Here is a 17,537-nt window from a genome sequence, read left to right as displayed (position 1 = left end):
CGGTACCGAGCGGGCCCCGTGCCCAGGGCCCACTCGGTACCGCCAGGTCCGCCGTCGTCTCAGCGGTCCAGGAGGGAGGGCACGGCACCCAGCAGGGTGCGGGTGTACTCCTCCTGGGGGTTGGCGAAGATCTCCTCGGTGGTGCTCAGCTCCAGGATCCTGCCGAAGTACATGACGGCGATCCGGTCGGAGACGTAGCGCACGGTGTTGATGTCGTGGCTGATGAACACCAGGCCCAGGCCCAGGCTCGCCTTGAGGTCCTGCAGGAGGTTGAGCACCTGGGCGCGCACGGAGACGTCCAGGGCGCTCGTGGGCTCGTCGGCCACGATAATATCCGGGTCCAGGGCCAGGGCGCGGGCAATGGCCACGCGCTGGCGCTGCCCGCCGGAGATCTGCCGGGGCAGCACGTCCAGGGCGCTGGGCGGCAGGCCTACCAGGTGGAGCAGGTCACGGACCTTGGCCTCGCGCTCCCTGGGGCTGCCGACGCCGTGGACGTTGAGCGGGTCAATGAGCGTGTCGTGCACGACCATGCGGGGGTTGAGCGCCGTGGCCGGGTCCTGGAAGACCATGGAGACCGAGCGCCCCAGGGCCCTGCGGTCGGACGCCCGGTGCCCCAACCTCCTGCCCTTGAAGTAGACCTCGCCCGCGGTAGGCGCCTGGAGCCCCACCATGAGGCGGGCGGTGGTGGACTTCCCGCACCCCGACTCCCCCACCAGGCCGAGGGTCTCGCCGCGGCGCACGGTCAGGGAGACGTCGTTGACCGCGTGGACCTTGTCGGGCCGCAGGAGGCTGCCGGTGCGTGACTTGTGGACGACGTGGGCACCACGCAGCTCGATAACGGGATCCTGCGGGGTCCAGGTGCTGTTCTTCTCCGGCATCAGTGGGCCTCCTCCTTGGCGAGGACCGCCTCAAGCTCAGGCGTGACGGCGTAGTAGTGGTTCTCCGCGCCGGCCACCGGCTTGAGGCTCGGACGGGTGTGGAGCCCGACGGTGGGGTGGTCCGAACGGGGGGCGAAGCGGTCGCCGTCGACGAACTCCGAGGGGCTGGGGACGGTGCCGCGCACCTGGTGGAGCCGGTTGGAGCCGGACTCGATGGAGAGCACGGCGCCCAGCAGCCCCCGGGTGTACTCGTGGACGGGGTTGGTCAGCAGCTCGCTGGTGGGGGCCTGCTCCACCACCTGGCCGGCGTACATGACGGTGATGCGGTGGGCCAGCTTGGCCACCAGGGCCAGGTCGTGGGAGACGAACACCATGGCGAACCCGAGCTTCTCACGCAGCTCGTTGAGGAGGTCCACGACCTGCTTCTGGACGGTCACGTCCAGGGCGGTGGTGGGCTCGTCGGCAATGACCAGGCTGGGGTCACGGGTCAGGGCCATGGCAATGAGCACGCGCTGGCGCTGCCCGCCGGAGAGCTCGTGCGGGTAGCTCCTCAGGGTGCGCACCGGGTCCAGCCCCACCAGCTCCAGGAGCTCCTCGGCGCTGCGGGTCCCGCCGCGGGAGGTGAGCTGCTTCATCTGGGAGCGGATGAGCATGGAGGGGTTCAGGGAGCTCAGGGCGTCCTGGTAGATCATGCTCATCTCGTGGCCGCGCAGGGCGTTGTGCTCCTCGGGGCTCATCTCCAGGAGGTTGCGGCCCTTGAAGAGGATCTGGCCACGCATACGGGCGGTGGGGGGCAGCAGCCCCATGACCGCCATGGAGGTGATGGACTTCCCGCAGCCGGACTCCCCCACCAGTCCCATGGTCTCCCCGGGACGCACCGAGAAGGAGACGCGGTCCACAATATCGACGTCCCCGTGCTGGGCGGGGAAGGCGATGGACAGGTCCTTGACCTCCAGGACCGGGTCCTTGCCGCTGTCCCGGTAGACGAGGCGGTCACGGCGGGCCAGCTCGGCCACCCGCAGGGAGGCCAGGCGCTCAGCCAGGGGGACGTCCTCCACGGCGGGGACGCCCACCCCGGTCAGGGAGCTGACGTCCTGCCTGTCCCGGACCACCTCGCCCTGGGCCGTCCTGACGTGGGAGGCCACGGCGTCGGCGGCGTCGTCCCAGGCCTCCTGGGTCTCCATGGCCTCCTCGTCGGCCTGGACGTCGACCTTGACCTTGATGCGCGGGGAGGCCATGGCGTCGGTCAGCCCCTCGGAGAGGATATTGAGGCACAGGGTGGTGATGAGGATGAGCAGCCCGGGGAAGAAGGTGGGCCACCAGTGCCCGGACAGCAGCAGGGCCTTGCCCTCGGAGAGCATATTGCCCCAGGTGGGGGTGTTGGCGGACTGGATACCGGTACCGATAAAGGACAGCGAGGCCTCGAAGACGATGGCGTCGGCCACGAGCACGGTGGCGAACACCATAATCGGTGCGATGCAGTTGCGGGCCACGTGCTTGGCCAGGATCCACGGGACGGAGGCACCCATCACCTTGGAGGCGGACACGTAGTCCTCACCGAACTGGGAGATGATATTGGCCCGCACCACGCGGGTGAGCTGGGGCACGTAGAGGATCGCGATGGAGATAATGATCACCGGCAGGATCGGCAGGCGCGTGGACATGGCCGACACCAGGACGGCCGCCAGGGCGATCCCGGGGAAGGACATGACGACGTCGAGCACGCGCATGAGGGTCTCGGAGATCCACTTGCGGGCCGTGGCGGCCACGGCCCCCAGGACGGCGGCCACGGCCAGGGCCAGGCCGGTGGCCGACAGCCCTACGACCAGGGAGACCCGGCCGCCGTAGACGGCGCGGGAGAAGATGTCCCGCCCGGTGGCGTCGGTGCCGAAGAGGTAGGACAGGGAGGGGGCCACGACCGGGTCGGAGGAGGTGACCTCACCGATGCCCTCGATATAGGTGGTGTTCTGTCCCGCGGCCAGCCCCGTGGCCTTGGGGGAGTAGGGCGCGACCAGGGGTGCGAGGAGGGCGACGAGGGCGATGAGGCCCAGGACGACGACGGCGATCTTGGAGCCGGTCGGGAGCGCCTTCCAGCCCTGGAAGCGCTGCCCGGGGGCGGAGGCCCTCTCCAGCGTGCGACGGTGCAGCATCAGATGCTCCTGATTCGTGGGTTGACGAGGACGTAGAGCATGTCGACGACAATGTTGACGAGGATGAAGGCCAGCGCCACGGTGATGGACACGCCCTGGACGATATTGACGTCGTTGCGGGTGATACCGTCGAAGATGAGCTGGCCCATGCCATTGATGTTGAAGATGATCTCGATGACGACGGCGCCGCCCATGGCGTAGCCGATACGCAGGCCCAGCACGGTCAGCGGGGTGATGAGCGCGTTGCGCAGCACGTTACGGGCCACCACCACGTGCTTGGGGATGCCCCCGCCGATGGCGGTGCGCACGTAGTCGCGGTCCAGCTCCTCGACCATGGCGGTGCGCACCACGCGGGTCAGGGACCCGGCGTTGGGCACGGCCACGGCCAGGGCCGGCAGGAAGATCTGGCGGACGTAGGTGCCCGGGTCGTCGCTGAAGGAGACCCAGTCGGAGACCAGGGCGGGGAAGGTCCCGGTGCCGCCGGGGACGTCGGAGAACCACTGGATGAGCAGCAGGGCCAGCCAGAAGGAGGGGGTGGCCAGGCAGGCGATGGAGATGACGCGGATGACCTGGTCAGGCCACCGGTCGCGGTAGAGGGCGGCGACGATGCCCAGGACGGTGGCCAGGACGACGGCGATGAAGATGCCGATAAAGGTCAGCTGGAGGGTGATGGGGAAGGCCGAGGAGACCAGGTCGGAGATCCTGACCCCGGTGAAGGAGGAGCCGAGGTCACCGTGGACCAGCCCCGTGAGGTAGTCCCAGTACCGCTGCAGGAGTGGGTCGTTGAGGTGGTGGGCGACTCGGTACTGCTCCAGGGCGTCCGCAGAGGCTGCCTCCCCCAGCGCCAGGCGCGCGGGGTCAGCCGATGAGAACGACATGACGACGAACACGAGAAGCGTCACACCCAGCACCATGACCGGCAGCGCGAGCAGGCGCCGTCCGATCAGGCGAATGAGGTTGGACACAGGAATGCTCCTTTGCTTCGGTGCCCCGCCACCTCAGGGGTGGCCGGCCGGTAGGTGCCCGGCCGGTGACGGTCGGGCGTACTCACCCTCCTATTGTCTGACGTCTGACGTCCGAATACAAGTCGGGGGCGCGTCACATGTGCGACGCGCCCCCGCTGGCTCCAGGCCTCCCGGCCAGGGCCCGGGTCAGGCCGTGGTCGATCCCACGTCCACGAAGGACAGGCCGGTCAGCGCGATCGGCTTGAAGCCGGACAAGGTCTGGGAGTCGTAGGCCGTGGGGGTCTTGCGGTGGAAGATCGGGTAGAGCGGCACGTCCTCGGAGAGCTTGTCGAAGATCTCCTGCCACTTGGCGACCTGCGCCTCACCCTCGAGCCTGACCGCCTCGTCCAGCAGGGCCTGGATGGCCGTGTAGGACTCCGAGCCCTTCCAGTGCATACGGGTCTCGGTCCACAGGTCGGTGCCGTACCACCAGCGCATGAGCAGGTCCGCGTCGTTGCCGAACACCGAGGGGTCACCCGGGGCGATGAGGACGTCCCAGGGCCCCTGGCTGCCGTCAATGAGCTGGTAGGCGTCCGCGGACTTCCTCTCGTCGTAGGCGACGCTCACCCCCAGGGCCTCCAGGTTCTCCTTGATGATCGGGCGGGCCGAGGAGAACCAGCCGTGGTTGGTGCACAGCAGGCTGAGGCTCGTCACCCCGGCCTCGGACAGGAGGGACTTGGCCCTGGCCGCGTCGTAGCTGTAGACCGTCTTGGCCTGCTTGAAGGCGGGGTGTCCGTCCTGGACGAAGCAGGTGGCGGGGGTGGCCAGCCCGGACATGCCGGTCTCGCAGATCTTGACGTAGTCCAGGGCGTACATCACCGCCTGACGGGCCTTGGGGTCGGAGAAGGTGGAGTGGTTGAACATGGCGAACAGGAGGCTGAAGCCCTGCTGGGCGGCCACGGTCACCGGGGCCTTCATCTGCTTGAGGTTGGCCGCGGGCACGGCGTCAATGGCCTGCACCTTGCTCGAGGTCATGGCGTTGGTGCGGGTGGTGTCGTCGGGCATGATCTTCCAGGTCATGGTCTTGGCCAGGGCCGGGTGGGGACCGTTGTAGTGGTCGTTGCGCTCGAAGACGATGTTCTGGGAGGCGGCGCTGTTGTCCGTCATCTTGTAGGGGCCCGAGCCGGTGGGCATGAGGTCGAAGGCCTTGGCGTCGGCCTCGACGACGGCCTTGGGGACGATCTTGACCACGCTGAGGCGCTCGGCCACCAGCGAGAAGGGGTAGTTGAGCTTAATGGTGACCGTGGTGGCGTCCTTGGCCTCGACCTTGGCCACGAACTGCAGGAACTGGAGGTAGGTGGACTTGTTGGTGGGCTCGAGCACGCGCTCGAAGGAGAAGACGACGTCGTCGGTGGTCACCGCGGTGCCGTCGGAGAACTTGGCGCCGTCGCGCAGGGTGACCTCGTAGGTGGTGTCGTCCACCTTCTTGGGCAGCTCGGCGCCCAGGGCCGCGTAGACCTCGCGGGTGGCGGGGTGGAGCTCGGTCAGCCCCTCCAGGGTGTGCCAGTTGGCCGCGATGGTCAGGGCCGCGGAGGTGATCATGGGGTCGTAGCCGGTGGTGCCCAGCTCATACGAGATACCGGCGGTGATGGTGCCGTCCTTGTTGATCTTGGAGGGATCCGCCCCGGTGCCGGTGCCGGTGGGCTTCTGGCTGCCACCGCAGGCGGCCAGCGTCGCGGCGAGCCCGGCCGCCAGGCCCAGGGCCCCCGATACCTTGAGGAAGTCACGGCGGGAGGCGGAAGCAGGTGAGATCGTCATTGAAGTTCTCCTGAAGTCGGACGTCTTATGTCTGACGTTGGTAGGATGACTGTAGCAGGCCCGAGGACGTCTGACCACCTGTCATATACTCCTGAGCAGATAGTGGTTCAGATCACACGAGCTTGGCGCGTCGACACCCGACGCATCCTTAAACCGCGGTATAACAACGGAGTTACGATCACCATGATCCCTACGAAGACACCGGGCGGCGCCTACACCGTGCTCACGCATGCACCCACCACCCAGGCGGACACCGCCATCCAGGCGATCAAGGACTACATCCTGACCTCGCACCTGCAGCCGGGGGACTTCCTGCCCACGGAGTCCCAGCTGTGCACCGACCTGGGCGTGTCACGCTCCTCGGTGCGCGAGGCGGTGCGCACCCTGGTGGCCCTGGACATTGTCGAGGTCCGTCACGGGTACGGCATGTTCGTCGGCGACGTCTCCATGCGCCCCATGGTGGAGTCCCTGGTCTTCCGGGGGCTGCTGCACCCCGGTGACGACTACCGGGGCCTGCGCGACATCGTCGAGGTCCGCCTCACCCTGGACCTGGCCATCGCCGAGAGGGTGACGCAGGCCTGGAAGGGGCGCCAGGACCAGGCCCTGGAGTCCCTGGTGACCCAGATGGAGGACCGTGCCGCCGCCGGGCACACCTTCGTCGAGCAGGACCGGGCCTTCCACAACCAGCTCCTGAGCCCCTTGGAGAACCACCTGTTCCGCCACCTCTCGGACGCCTTCTGGACAGTCCACACCCTGACGATCCCCCTCCTGGACGCCCCCCACCCCGCTGACATCATTACCACCGCCAGGGCCCACCGGGCCATGCTCGACGCCGCCCGGTCAGGGGACGTCAAGGCCTACCGCAGCGCCGTGGTGGAGCACTTCGAGCCCCTCCAGCGGGCCCTGGGCGAGGGGTGACCCTGCCAGCACCTGCTCGCTGAGGGCCGGGTAGGTCCCCGCCCGGGCCACCGCCAGGAGGTTGGTCCCCGGATCCTCGGGGACCAGGAGCCGCTCGACCCAGGCGTCACGGGCCGCCCCCAGGCCCCGGGCGAGCCAGGTGGTACTGACCTCCTCCATGGCGTGGGTACCACCGGGGAAGACGTGGAGCTCAGCCACCCCGCCGTCACGCCACAGGGCGCTGGCCAGGGCCACCACCTCGTCGCGGAAGGGCTCGGCCGAGGCCACGGACAGGAAGACCGGCGGCAGGTCGCCGAGCCAGGTGGCCCGGGCCGGGGCCTCGTAGGGACTGACGGCCCCGGTCCCCCGCCGCTGGCCCAGGGCCGCCTCCCAGGCGACGTTGTTGTAGGCCGAGGGCCAGGTGCCCTGGTGCAGGTACTGGAGCCCGGAGACCGACCCGTCCTCCTGGCCGGTGCGGTCGTCCAGCATGGGGTAGTCAGCCAGGGCCCCCAGGACCTGGGGCCCGTGGCGGTCGCGCGCCATGAGGAGGACCCCCAGTGCCAGCCCCCCGCCCGCGCTGGCCCCCACCAGGACGACCCGCCCAGGGTCGGCTCCCAGGGCGGCGGCGTTGTCCACGGCCCAGCACACGGTGGCGTAGCAGTCCTCCACCGCGGTCGGGGACGGGGACTCGGGGGCCAGGCGGTACTCCGGGCTGACGACGACGCCCCCGTAGCGGCGCATCCAGGGCACCACCGTGCGCAGGCCGCTGTAGCGGCTGCCCATGACCAGCCCACCCCCGTGGAGGGAGACAAAGAGCGGGCCGGGCTCCTGGGCCGGCAGGCCGTCACCGGGCCCCTGGGCCGGCAGGCCGTCACCGGGCTCGTCACCACCGGGATCCTGGGCCAGTGGGCCGTCACCGGGCCTGTGGGCCGGCAGGCCGTCACGGCGCCCGGGGTCACCGTGCCTGGAGTCGCCACCGTGCCCGGGGTCACCGCGGCGGCCGGTAGCCGGGCCCTCCCCCTGGGCCCCGTCGTCGGCCTCCCGCGCCCCGTCGCACAGGACGGCTACCGGGATCTCGACGCCGTCAAAGGAGGTCAGGTGGTCCTCGGTCAGGTCGGTCCCGGGGTGGGCGCTGCGGAAGGCGGCCCGGGAGTCCTCCACGGGGGAGCGCCAGGTCGGGAGGTTGTCCACGGTCATCTCGCGCCAGAAGCCCAGCGGCTCGAGCGCGGCCAGGACCGCGGCGGTCGCGCTGTCGTAGGGAGGACGGGGCAGGTCGTCGCGGGTAGGACGTACCGGGGTACCAGACACAGGGGAACTATGGCACACCCCTGGCTCCCCCTCCCCCACCGCGGGCCCGCGCCAGGCCCCGGCGTCGCCGTCCTTAGGGGCCCCGTCCCCACGACGGGGCCTTACCGGATCCCGTCCACGTAGCCGGGGGCTCGGCACCCGAGGAGGGCTCGAGCCGCACCCCCGGATCCCCGTCCACGTAGCCGGGCCCGTGTCGACGGCGGACCGCCTCGCGGCCCAGGCCCCGCCCCGACAGGATCCGCCGGGCCGCCAGCTCGCAGTAGGCCTCCTCAATCCCAGGCCCCGCCCCCGCGGCAGGGCCCGCACGGTGCCCACGGGCGGAGAGGGCTACCGCGAGCTGGTCGCCGACCTGCGGCAGGGCCCGCACGGCGCCCGTCCGCACCCACCCGGCGCCGACGACTTCACCCACAGCACACGCAAGGGTGAGAATGCGGTGGTCAACCTCCTGCTCCTCCACAAGGAAGCCCTATGTCTCGTCCCACCGCGGCCCCCGCCGTCAAGGATCCGGTCGACGCCGTCCCGTCGGTCAAGCGTCTTGCGGTCCTGTCCGTCCAGCACGTCCTGGCCTTCTACGCCGGGGCCGTGATCGTCCCCCTGGTCATCTCCCAGGGGCTGGGCCTGGACGACGCCACCACGATCCACCTCATTAACGCCGACCTGTTCACCTGCGGCATTGCCACCATCATCCAGTCCGCCGGGCTCGGCCCCAGGATCGGGGTGCGGCTGCCCCTCATCCAGGGCGTCACCTTCACCGCCGTTTCCCCGCTCATCGCCATCGGCCTGGCGGCCTCCCCAGGAGCGGGTGGGACCGAGGGCCTGGCCGCCATGTACGGCTCGATTATTGTCGCCGGCCTGGCGACTTTCCTCGCGGCGCCCTTCTTCGCCAGGCTGCTGCGCTTCTTCCCCCCGGTGGTCACCGGCACCCTCCTGACCGTCATGGGCACCACGCTGCTGAGCGTCTCCGCCGGGGACATTGTCAACTGGGGCACCTACGCCCCCCAGGGCTCCAGCGAGTCCGACGTCGCCTGGTTGACCATTAAGGGCCTCCTGTACGCCCTGGGCACCATTGCCACGATCGTCCTCGTCCAGAGGGTCTTCAAGGGGTTCATGGGGACCATCTCGGTCCTCGTCGGCCTGGTCGCCGCCACCACCGTGGCCTGGGCGCTGGGAGACACCGACTTCTCCCAGGTGTCCCAGGCCGACTCCGTGAGCGTGACCACACCCTTCTTCTTCGGCGCGCCGGCCTTCCCCCTGACCGGCATTGTCTCCATGCTCATTGTGATGGCAGTCACGGCTGTGGAGACCACCGGGGACGTGTTCGCCACCGGCGAGATCGTGGGCAGGCGCATTACCTCACGGCACATTGCCGCCGCCCTGCGTGCCGACGGGCTGTCCACCGTGCTCGGCGGGGTGCTGAACTCCTTCCCCTACACCTGCTTCGCGCAGAACGTGGGCCTGGTGCGCCTCACGCAGGTCAAGTCCCGCTGGGTGGTCACCGCCGCGGGCGCCATTATGATCGTCCTGGGAGTGCTGCCCAAGGCCGGTGCCGTCGTCGCCGCCATCCCCACACCGGTCATTGGCGGGGCGAGCCTGGTGATGTTCGCCAACGTCGCCGTCGTGGGCCTCCAGACCCTGGCCAAGGTCGACCTGCACGACAACCGCAACGCCACGATCGTGTCCACCTCCATCGGCCTGGCCCTGCTGGTGACCTTCAAGCCGGACATGGCCACCATGGTCCCCGACTGGCTGGCCATCCTGTTCGGCTCGGGGGTGACCATCGGCTCCATCACCGCCATTGTGCTCAACCTGATCTTCTTCCACGTCGGTCGCCAGGCGGGACCGGACGTGGCCGTGGTCAAGGGCCGGGCGGTGAGCCTGGAGGAGGTCAACGCCATGGACCAGGCCACCTTCGTGGAGGCCTTCGGCAGCATGTACGTGGGCGCCACCTGGCCAGCTGAGCGCGTGGCCGGGCAGCGTCCCTTCACCTCCGTGGCCGAGCTGCGCCAGGCCTTCGAGGACGTGGTCCTGACCGCCTCCCCCACCGAGCAGGAGGCCCTCATGGCCGGCTACACCGACATTGTGGACCTCCTCCTGAGCCAGGATGTCGCCCCCGGGGGCGACCAGCAGGCGCATATGGACACCGCCTCCCTGGCCCTGGGGGAGCTCGACGACGCCCAGGCGGCCGAGCTGCGCGCCCTGGGGTCCGCCTACCACGAGAGGTTCTCCCGCCCGCTGGTCATGTGCGTCTCACGGGTGGCCAACCGCGAGACGCTCATGGCGCGGGGCTGGGCCAGGGTGGAGTCCTCACCCGCCCGCGAGGCCAGGGTGGCCCTGGGCGAGGTCATTGACATCGCCGACGAGCGCTTCGACGTCCTCATGGCCGACGCCAACCCTGTCCGCTCCGCCTGGGTGCGGAGCCTGGAGCAGCTCGGCTGACGGCACGGCGCCTGCAGCCGGCGGGGCCGGGTGGCACTGTGCCACCCGGCCCCGCCGTCGAGCGGATCAGGCGCCGTCGCTACCGGCCTCGTCCTGGGCCTGACCGGTGACCAGCTCGGAGACGGACTTCCCCAGGAAGGTCTTGACCAGGGCGTCCACCTGGGGCAGGACCGAGGCACCCATCTGGGTGACCTTGCCCGCACCATCAGTGGAGACCACGGTCAGGCCGTCAATAGCGCTCATGGGCTCCGCGTAGGCGCGCACCACGTCGGGCAGGATGTCCAGGGCCTGCTTGGCCTTGGCGGCCTCACCGTAGAGCTCCATGGCCTCGGCCATCGCCTTGGTGGCCCCGGCCTCGGCGGCACCCTTGGCGGCGGTCGCAGCCGCCTCGGCCTTACCTCGGGCCTCCACGGCATCGGCCTCGGCGCGGGCGGTCAGGGCCGTGGCCTCGGCGCGGGCGGCGGCGTCCAGGCGCACCCGCTCAGACCCGGCCTGGGCCTCCAGGCGCACCCGTTCGGCCGCGGCCTGGGCCTCCAGACGCACTCGCTCGGCCGCGGCCTGGGCGGCAGCGACCTGCTCGGTTCTGGTCGCCGCCGCGGCCTGCTCACGCTGGTAGCGGGCGGCGTCAGCAGGCTTGCGGACCTCAGTGTCCAGCTCACGCTCACGCAGCTCGGCCTCGGCCTGGGCGGTGGCGCGCTTCTCCTCGGCGATCTCACGGTCCTTGCGGGCCTTGGCCAGGGGCGCGGCGGCCTGGGCCTCGGCGGCGGCGGTGTCCATCTCCTTCTTCAGGGCGGCCTTGGCCACCTCCAGGTCACGGTTGGCCTCCGCGATAGCCTTCTTGCTGGTGGCCTCGGCCTCGTTGGCAATACGGTCGTTACGGGCCTTGGCCACCCGCGCCTCCTGCAGGACACGCTCCTGCTCAGGCTGGCCCAGGGCGGCGATGTAGCCCCGGTCGTCCTCAATGCGGTTGACCTGCAAGGTGTCAATGACCAGGCCCATGACCGCGAGGGCCGACTCGGCGCCCTCCAGGACCTGCTGCTGAAGAAGAGCCCGGTCGGAGATGAGGTCGGAGACCGTCATATTGCCGACGATGGAGCGCAGCGTCCCCTCCAGGGCCTCGGTGGCGGCCCGGGCGATGGCGGCGTCGGCCTGGGCCACGCCCAGGAAGCGCTGGGCGGCCGCCCGGATCGCGGCCTCGTTGTCCCCGACCTTGATAGCGGCGACGGCCCCTACCGAGACATTGATCTTATTGGCGTCCTCACCGGTGACCGACAGCGCCACGGTCTGCTGGGTCATGGGCAGGAACTGGATACGCTGGAAGATCGGCCAGACGAAGTCCCGACCACCAGGCAGGATAATGGTCACGTCCCCTGTCTTGGCGCTACCGGAGACCAGTCCCACCTCGTTGGACTGGATGACCACGAAGCGTGAGGCGACGAACCACGACAGGAGGAGGACGAGGAGGACAATACCAAGCCCGCCGAAAAAGAGTGTTCCAATAGACTCCATGTGTGCTCCTTGTGTGATGAGAGTCGTATTCTAGCAACCGACGAGCAATAAGGGTAGGGGCCGCAGTGTGTGTCGCGGGAGACCGCTCCGCCCCCGTGGCCGGGACACTGACGTCATAAGGTCGTACCGCGTGCGTCGCGGGACACCGCAACAGGGGCCAGGGTCTGTGGCACTTGAAAGAGGCCGAGGAGCGGAGCCGCTCGGAAAGGAAGAGGCCCCGAGGAGGACAGGGCCCTCTGACACGATCAGGTTCCCGACCACGAGGTACAAGAGAGGCCCCTAGGAGGGCAGGGCCCTCAGATTGGTCACGACGACGCCGTCCTGGGCCGTGGCGGTCACCGTGACCATGGCGCCGGACCTCAGGTCCGTCTCACCGGTGGCAGTGAGCTGGTACTGGTCCCCGCGGGGGGAGACGACCAGGACCTTGCCTGTGGTGCCGCGCCACCACAGGACACGGGCGTCGGCCCCAATGAGCTCCTCGGTCTGGGGCAGGGCGCGTACGGCGGTGGCCACCCGCCGCAGACGGTGCCACCCCCAGACGGTCCCGACGGCGCTGGCCAGCCCCACCGAGGCGGCAACGGCCATGAGGACGGAGTCAGTCAGACCGGTCAGGGAGACCCCGATCAGGCCAATGGCTCCGGTGGCACCCAGTCCTGTGGCCAGGGCCGGGGTGACCCCGTCGAAGAGGAAGCTCAGGAAGTCGTCCAGGATGCTGGTGAGCACCAGGAGGCCTAGGCCTGTCGCGAGAAGACAGATGAACACGAGCGTCATGCGAACCTCTGGGACGGGACCGGTGTGGTGCCCATAATCATAGTGCCATGGTGACCGCTGGCACAGGCCCGCGGCACCAGTACCTCCCAGACCAGCAGCGTGCAGGCGCCCGGGGCCAACGCACCACCTCCCGCCCTGCCGCCTGCTCCCTGCCCCGGGACCAGGCGGGAGGGCGCCACCCCTGGGCGTTGATCTTGATGCCCCGGGCCCCTGCCTCGGGACCAGGCGGGAGGGCGGGACCAGGGCGCGCGACACCCTCGTCACCCGGACCGCAGCGAGACCATCCCGGCCGCCGTGGGGCCAGGGAGTGCGTCGCGGAGTCTAGACGGGCGCGACAATATCCACCCAGACGAGGACCACCGCCATGACAATGAGGAGCCCGAAGACCACCTGGCCAATGGGCAGGAGCCGGGCGGTGTCCACCGGCCCGGGGTCAGGGCGCCCGTGGGCCAGCGCCCAGCGCCGGCGGGCCCCCTCCCACAGGGCCCCCGCCACGTGCCCGCCGTCAAGCGGCAGGAGGGGGATGAGGTTGAAGGCGAAGAGGGCCAGGTTGAGCGAGCCCAGCAGGCCGAGCATGGAGGAGATACGCACCGACAGGGGCACGGTGGCGGGACCCGCGCTGGAGACCTCCCCCGCGATCCGGCCCATGCCCACCACGCCGACCACGCCGTTGGTGCTGCGCTGCTCGTGCCCCAGCCCGGCGGATACCGCGTGGTAGAGCCCTGAAGGGAGGGTGACAATGGCCTTGACGGTGCTGGTGACGGCCCCGGCCAGGACCCCCGGCAGCTCGGAGGGTGCCACCCGCACCCTCCCGGCGGTCGGCGAGATCCCTACGTAGGGCCGTAGCCGGGTCACAGGGGCCCCGTCAGCGTTGGTCACCGCCCGTCCGGAGGCGTCGTAGACGGTCCGCTCCACCTGAGTGGCGGTGACCTGGAGGGGGACCTCCTTGCCGTCACGCTCGACCACCACGGTGGTCGGGGCGGTACCGGAGGCCGCGATCTGGGCCTGGACGTCCTTCCAGGTACGTACCGGGGTACCGTTCCACGACCGGATCGTGTCCCCGACCTGTATCCCGGCCGCCAGGGCGGGGCTGGTGGGGTCACTCGCCAGGCACTGGTCCGTGGTCTCCACGTTGGCGGGCAGGCACTGCGCCACCGTGGAGACCGTGGTGGTGTAGCCCATCTGGCCCACGACGCCCAGGGACACGGCCAGCAGGAGGATCCCCAGGACGAGGTTGGTCAGGATGCCCCCCGCCATGACCGTGAGCTTGCGGGGCACGCTCAGACGGTAGAAGGCCCGGTCCTCCTCACCGGGGGTGATCTCCTCCAGGGCCTCGGCACGCGACTCGGCCACCATGCCCGGGCTGCCGTCCTTGCGACGCCTGTCAGGACGGGCCGGGTTCTCCGGAGGCAGCATGCCCACGAGCTTGACGTACCCACCCAGCCAGATGGCCTTGATGCCGTACTCCGTCTCACCGCGGCGGAAGGACCACAGCCTGGGCCCGAAGCCGATGAAGTACTCGGGGACCTTGACCCCGAAGCACTTGGCCGGGATCATGTGCCCCAGCTCATGGAGGGCCACGGACAGGCCGATCCCGATAATGAGGACAACGATCCCGAGGACGTAGGCGAGGTTCACGTGGTCATCTCCTGTCTGACGGGGGTGCTGCTACGGCGGGCGATAATCTCCTCGGCGCGCTGACGGGCCCACCGCTCCACGGACAGGACGTCCTCAAGATCCGGGTCGGTCAGCCCCTCGTGCTCATTGACGACGGAGGCGTCCACCTCCACGATATCCAGCCACTCCAGACGCCCCGCCAGGAAGGCCGCCACGGCCTGCTCGTTGGCCGCGTTGAGGACGGCGGGGTGGGTGGCGGAGGCGCGCACGGCCTGCCGGGCCAGGGACACGGCCGGGAAGGTCTCCTCGTCCAGGGGCTCAAAGTCCCAAGAGAGAGGAGCCGCCCAGCTGTTGGGGGTGACCAGGCCACCCAGGTCGGGACGCTCGGGCCAGGTCAGCCCCAGGGCGATCGGTAGGCGCATGTCCGGCGGGGATGCCTGGGCGATGGTGGCGCCGTCGGTGAACTCCACCATGGAGTGGACGACGGACTGGGGGTGGACCACCACGACGATGTCGTCGGCAGGGACGTCAAAGAGCAGGTGGGCCTCAATGAGCTCCAGGCCCTTGTTGACCAGGGTGGAGGAGTTGACGGTGACGACCGGGCCCATGGCCCAGGTGGGGTGGCTCAGCGCCTGGGCGGCGGTGACCCCCGCCAGGTCGGCTCGGCCGCGCCCGCGGAAAGGGCCCCCTGAGGCGGTCAGGACCAGGCGCCGTACCTCGGAACGACCGGTGACGGTGGGGCTGGTAAGTCCCTTCTCGTGGCGGCCGCTGGCCAGGGCCTGGGCGATCGCCGAGTGCTCGGAGTCCACCGGGACCACCTGCCCGGGGCGAGCCAGTGCCGCCCTGACCAGGGCCCCGCCCACCACCAGGGACTCCTTGTTGGCCAGGGCCAGGCGGGCCCCGCTGCGCAGGGCCGCCAGGGTCGGTCCCAGGCCCACGGAGCCGGTGACCCCGTTGAGGACCGTGTCCCCTTCCTGCCCCACCCCGGTGGCCTCGACGAGCTCGGCGGCAGCCTGCGGTCCGGTCAGGACAGTGCGAACCGGATCCGGTCGTCCTAGCCGTAGCGCCGCGTGGGCGAGCTCGTGGCGGAGACGCTCCGCTACGTCGTCGGCCTGCGAGGCGACGGCGAGGGCAGGAACCCCGAGACGAACCGCCTGCTCCGCCAGGAGAGGAAGGCGTCCTCCGCCAGCCGCCAGGCCTGCCACCTGGGGAGCGAGGCCGTCAGCCGCCAGGCGCTCGACCACCTCCAGGGCCTGGGTACCGATCGAGCCGGTAGAGCCCAGGAGGACCAGACGGCGCGTCCCCACCTCCGCGCCCTCCCTGGTGCGACTACTCATGACAGCCCCTCTCACTCCACCGACAGGAGGACCTCGACGACACGGGCCAGGTAGCGGTCCACACTGGCCTCGTCGTAGGCGTTCCGTCCACGGGCCCGGGTGAAGGTAGCCCCCCGGACCTCCGTGGAGGTGAGCTTGGCCTCCGAGTCGAAGTAGGCGGCGACACGCTCCATGAGGTCGTCGACCTCCTCACGGCTGTAACCGTCCTTGGCGGGGGCGAACCGTTCCCCGGCCGGACGCAGGAGGCGGGGGTAGAGGGTGGTGGCGAGCTGGGCCACCTGGCTCATCCAGGCCTCGCGCCCCTCGTTGGCCACGAAGTTCTGGCGTTTGCGCTGGAGGAAGGCGGTCTCCAGGCGGTCCAGGGCGGCGTCCACGGCGTCGGGGTCGTAGCCCCCGCGCACAATGTCGAAGGCGACGGTCCGTACGCCCTCGGAGTCCATCTCCTCGAACTCCCCGGCGTCGTAGATCTCGTGGGCGGTCGTGAAGTAGCGGTCCACCTGCTCACGCTGGTACCCCGGCCGCAGGCGTGAGGCCCTGGGGAACATGTCGCTCATCTGCTCCTCCTGGAACTTTTCTGGTTGAGCGCCTCGGTGGCCAGCTGGCCGCAGGCGCCGTCGATGTCGCTGCCGCGCGTGTCCCGCACGGTGGTGGTAACGCCCGCGGCCCGCAAGGTCTCCACGAAGGTCTCCTGCGCCGCCGGGGTGGAGGCCGTCCAGATAGAGCCCGGGGTGGGGTTGAGCGGGATGGGATTGACGTGCGCCCACCCCCTGCCCCGGCGGCCCAGCTCGTCGGCTAGGAGCTGAGCGCGCCAGGCGTGGTCGTTCATGTCCTTGATGAGGGCGTACTCGATGGAGACCCGCCGCCCGGTGGCCTGGAAGTAGCCGTAGGCGGCGTCCAGGAGCTGACCGACCTTCCACCTGAAGTTGACCGGGATGAGGGCGTCACGTAGCTCGTCGTCCGGGGCGTGCAGGGACACCGCCAGGGTCACCGGCATCCCCTCCCCCGCCAGACGCCTGATGAGGGGGACCAGGCCCACGGTGGAGACGGTGATGCTGCGGGCGCTCATCCCGAACCCCTCAGGAGCAGGGTCGATGAGCCGGTGGAGGGCGGCGATGACGTTCCTGTAGTTGACCAGGGGCTCACCCATGCCCATAAAGACCACGTTGGACAGGCGGGAGGGCCTGCCCCCCAGCCCCCCGGCGGCCGAGACCTGGGCGGCGTGGCGCACCTGCTCCACGATCTCGGCAGTGGACAGGTTGCGGGTCAGCCCCATCTGGCCGGTGGCGCAGAAGGGGCAGGCCATGCCGCAGCCCACCTGGCTGGAGACGCACAGGGTGGTGCGGTCCCGGTAGCCCATGAGGACCGACTCCACCCGCACGCCGTCATGCAGCTCCCACAGCTCCTTGACGGTGCGCCCCCCGTCAGCCTTGAGTGCGACCACCTCGTGGATGAGGTCGGGCAGGAGCTCGGCGGCCAGCTGCCCGCGCTGGGCGGCGGGCAGGTCCGTCATGTCAGCGGGGTCCCGCGTGAACCGGGTGAAGTAGTGGCGCGACAGCTGGTCAGCGCGGAAGGCCGGCAGGCCCACGGCCCGCAGGGCCGACTTGCGCCCAGCCAGGTCCAGGTCCGCCAGGTGCCTGGGGGCCTTGCCCCGGGCAGGGGGTACGGCGAGGGAGAGCCTTGGTCTGGCGTCGGGACTCCTGGCCCCTTCCGGCGGCTGGTCCGTGGGCATGACCTGCACCCCATCGGGCACGGGGCGGCGCAGCACGAGGCCCTGGGGGCCGCGGCGTGCGGAGAAGGTGCTCACGGGCGGTAGGTTCCTTCCAGTTAAGAGGCGCTTGAAGCGGCGGGGAGGACGGATCCTGCCCTGCCAGG

The 17,537-nt window shown here is 70.1% G+C and carries 14 protein-coding genes; 2 read left to right on the top strand and 12 right to left on the bottom strand.

Annotated elements, in window-relative coordinates; all coding sequences use genetic code 11:
* Positions 1–59: 59 nt before the first annotated feature.
* The 4 genes from JJJ15_RS11020 to JJJ15_RS11005 form a co-directional block, all read right to left on the bottom strand.
* Complete coding sequence (locus tag JJJ15_RS11020; RefSeq protein ID WP_106108693.1) at positions 60–878, bottom strand: ATP-binding cassette domain-containing protein; 819 nt, start codon at positions 876–878, stop codon at positions 60–62.
* Positions 878–3,028 carry a dipeptide/oligopeptide/nickel ABC transporter permease/ATP-binding protein gene (locus JJJ15_RS11015; protein ID WP_200510762.1) on the bottom strand — a complete coding sequence of 717 codons (2,151 nt, stop codon included), beginning with the start codon at positions 3,026–3,028 and terminating at the stop codon, positions 878–880. The genes JJJ15_RS11020 and JJJ15_RS11015 overlap by 1 nt, the downstream gene beginning before the upstream one ends.
* The gene (locus JJJ15_RS11010) at positions 3,028–3,993 is read right to left on the bottom strand and encodes an ABC transporter permease (protein ID WP_200510761.1); all 966 of its coding nucleotides are present in this window, start codon (positions 3,991–3,993) and stop codon (positions 3,028–3,030) included. The genes JJJ15_RS11015 and JJJ15_RS11010 overlap by 1 nt, the downstream gene beginning before the upstream one ends.
* 186 nt (positions 3,994–4,179) lie before the next feature.
* Positions 4,180–5,790 (bottom strand): ABC transporter substrate-binding protein, encoded by a 1,611-nt coding sequence (locus JJJ15_RS11005; RefSeq protein WP_200510760.1) that lies wholly within the window; start codon positions 5,788–5,790, stop codon positions 4,180–4,182.
* Positions 5,791–5,973: 183 nt separating this feature from the next.
* On the opposite strand from JJJ15_RS11005, the gene JJJ15_RS11000 reads away from it, so the two are divergent.
* Positions 5,974–6,708: an FCD domain-containing protein gene (locus JJJ15_RS11000; RefSeq protein ID WP_200510759.1), complete on the top strand. Its 735-nt coding sequence runs from the start codon at positions 5,974–5,976 to the stop codon at positions 6,706–6,708.
* Here JJJ15_RS11000 and JJJ15_RS10995 read toward each other — a convergent pair.
* Entirely contained in the window at positions 6,631–7,995 is a 1,365-nt protein-coding gene (locus JJJ15_RS10995) for an alpha/beta hydrolase fold domain-containing protein (protein ID WP_246742045.1), read from the bottom strand. The two genes, JJJ15_RS11000 and JJJ15_RS10995, sit on opposite strands and share 78 nt — an antisense overlap.
* 73 nt (positions 7,996–8,068) lie before the next feature.
* Positions 8,069–8,404 (bottom strand): hypothetical protein, encoded by a 336-nt coding sequence (locus tag JJJ15_RS10990; protein WP_200510758.1) that lies wholly within the window; start codon positions 8,402–8,404, stop codon positions 8,069–8,071.
* A gap of 59 nt (positions 8,405–8,463) precedes the next feature.
* Here JJJ15_RS10990 and JJJ15_RS10985 point away from each other — a divergent pair, with 59 nt between their 5' ends.
* The gene (locus JJJ15_RS10985; protein ID WP_200510757.1) at positions 8,464–10,431 is read left to right on the top strand and encodes a solute carrier family 23 protein; all 1,968 of its coding nucleotides are present in this window, start codon (positions 8,464–8,466) and stop codon (positions 10,429–10,431) included.
* 66 nt (positions 10,432–10,497) lie between these two features.
* On the opposite strand, the gene JJJ15_RS10980 is transcribed toward JJJ15_RS10985, so the two are convergent.
* The 6 genes from JJJ15_RS10980 to rlmN all read right to left on the bottom strand — a co-directional run bounded on the left by JJJ15_RS10980 (position 10,498) and on the right by rlmN (position 17,430).
* The gene (locus JJJ15_RS10980; RefSeq protein WP_200510756.1) at positions 10,498–11,940 is read right to left on the bottom strand and encodes a flotillin family protein; all 1,443 of its coding nucleotides are present in this window, start codon (positions 11,938–11,940) and stop codon (positions 10,498–10,500) included.
* A 279-nt stretch (positions 11,941–12,219) separates the two neighbouring features.
* Positions 12,220–12,711: a nodulation protein NfeD gene (locus tag JJJ15_RS10975; protein ID WP_200510755.1), complete on the bottom strand. Its 492-nt coding sequence runs from the start codon at positions 12,709–12,711 to the stop codon at positions 12,220–12,222.
* A gap of 321 nt (positions 12,712–13,032) precedes the next feature.
* Entirely contained in the window at positions 13,033–14,349 is a 1,317-nt protein-coding gene (locus JJJ15_RS10970; RefSeq protein WP_200510754.1) for a site-2 protease family protein, read from the bottom strand.
* Positions 14,346–15,665, bottom strand: coding sequence for a 1-deoxy-D-xylulose-5-phosphate reductoisomerase (dxr, locus tag JJJ15_RS10965; RefSeq protein ID WP_200510753.1), 1,320 nt, complete (start codon positions 15,663–15,665; stop codon positions 14,346–14,348). Before dxr ends, JJJ15_RS10970 begins: the two co-directional genes overlap by 4 nt.
* A gap of 11 nt (positions 15,666–15,676) precedes the next feature.
* Positions 15,677–16,219, bottom strand: coding sequence for a DivIVA domain-containing protein (locus tag JJJ15_RS10960; RefSeq protein WP_106108682.1), 543 nt, complete (start codon positions 16,217–16,219; stop codon positions 15,677–15,679).
* Positions 16,216–17,430: a 23S rRNA (adenine(2503)-C(2))-methyltransferase RlmN gene (gene rlmN, locus JJJ15_RS10955; RefSeq protein ID WP_246742283.1), complete on the bottom strand. Its 1,215-nt coding sequence runs from the start codon at positions 17,428–17,430 to the stop codon at positions 16,216–16,218. Before rlmN ends, JJJ15_RS10960 begins: the two co-directional genes overlap by 4 nt.
* Positions 17,431–17,537 lie beyond the last annotated feature (107 nt).

The sequence above is a fragment of the Actinomyces sp. HMT897 genome (assembly GCF_016626125.1).
Taxonomy (GTDB): Bacteria; Actinomycetota; Actinomycetes; order Actinomycetales; family Actinomycetaceae; genus Actinomyces.
The sequence above is the reverse complement of the archived record's forward strand: the minus strand, read 5'-3'. Positions and strand labels throughout refer to the sequence as shown.

Coding starts and splice junctions, on each gene's coding strand:
- dxr (WP_200510753.1), bottom strand. CDS start 15,665: ATGAGTAGTCGCACCAGGGAGGGCGCGGAGGTGGGGACGCGCCGTCTG.
- JJJ15_RS11000 (WP_200510759.1), top strand. CDS start 5,974: ATGATCCCTACGAAGACACCGGGCGGCGCCTACACCGTGCTCACGCAT.
- JJJ15_RS11020 (WP_106108693.1), bottom strand. CDS start 878: ATGCCGGAGAAGAACAGCACCTGGACCCCGCAGGATCCCGTTATCGAG.
- JJJ15_RS10975 (WP_200510755.1), bottom strand. CDS start 12,711: ATGACGCTCGTGTTCATCTGTCTTCTCGCGACAGGCCTAGGCCTCCTG.
- JJJ15_RS11005 (WP_200510760.1), bottom strand. CDS start 5,790: ATGACGATCTCACCTGCTTCCGCCTCCCGCCGTGACTTCCTCAAGGTA.
- JJJ15_RS11015 (WP_200510762.1), bottom strand. CDS start 3,028: ATGCTGCACCGTCGCACGCTGGAGAGGGCCTCCGCCCCCGGGCAGCGC.
- JJJ15_RS10980 (WP_200510756.1), bottom strand. CDS start 11,940: ATGGAGTCTATTGGAACACTCTTTTTCGGCGGGCTTGGTATTGTCCTC.
- JJJ15_RS10985 (WP_200510757.1), top strand. CDS start 8,464: ATGTCTCGTCCCACCGCGGCCCCCGCCGTCAAGGATCCGGTCGACGCC.
- JJJ15_RS10960 (WP_106108682.1), bottom strand. CDS start 16,219: ATGAGCGACATGTTCCCCAGGGCCTCACGCCTGCGGCCGGGGTACCAG.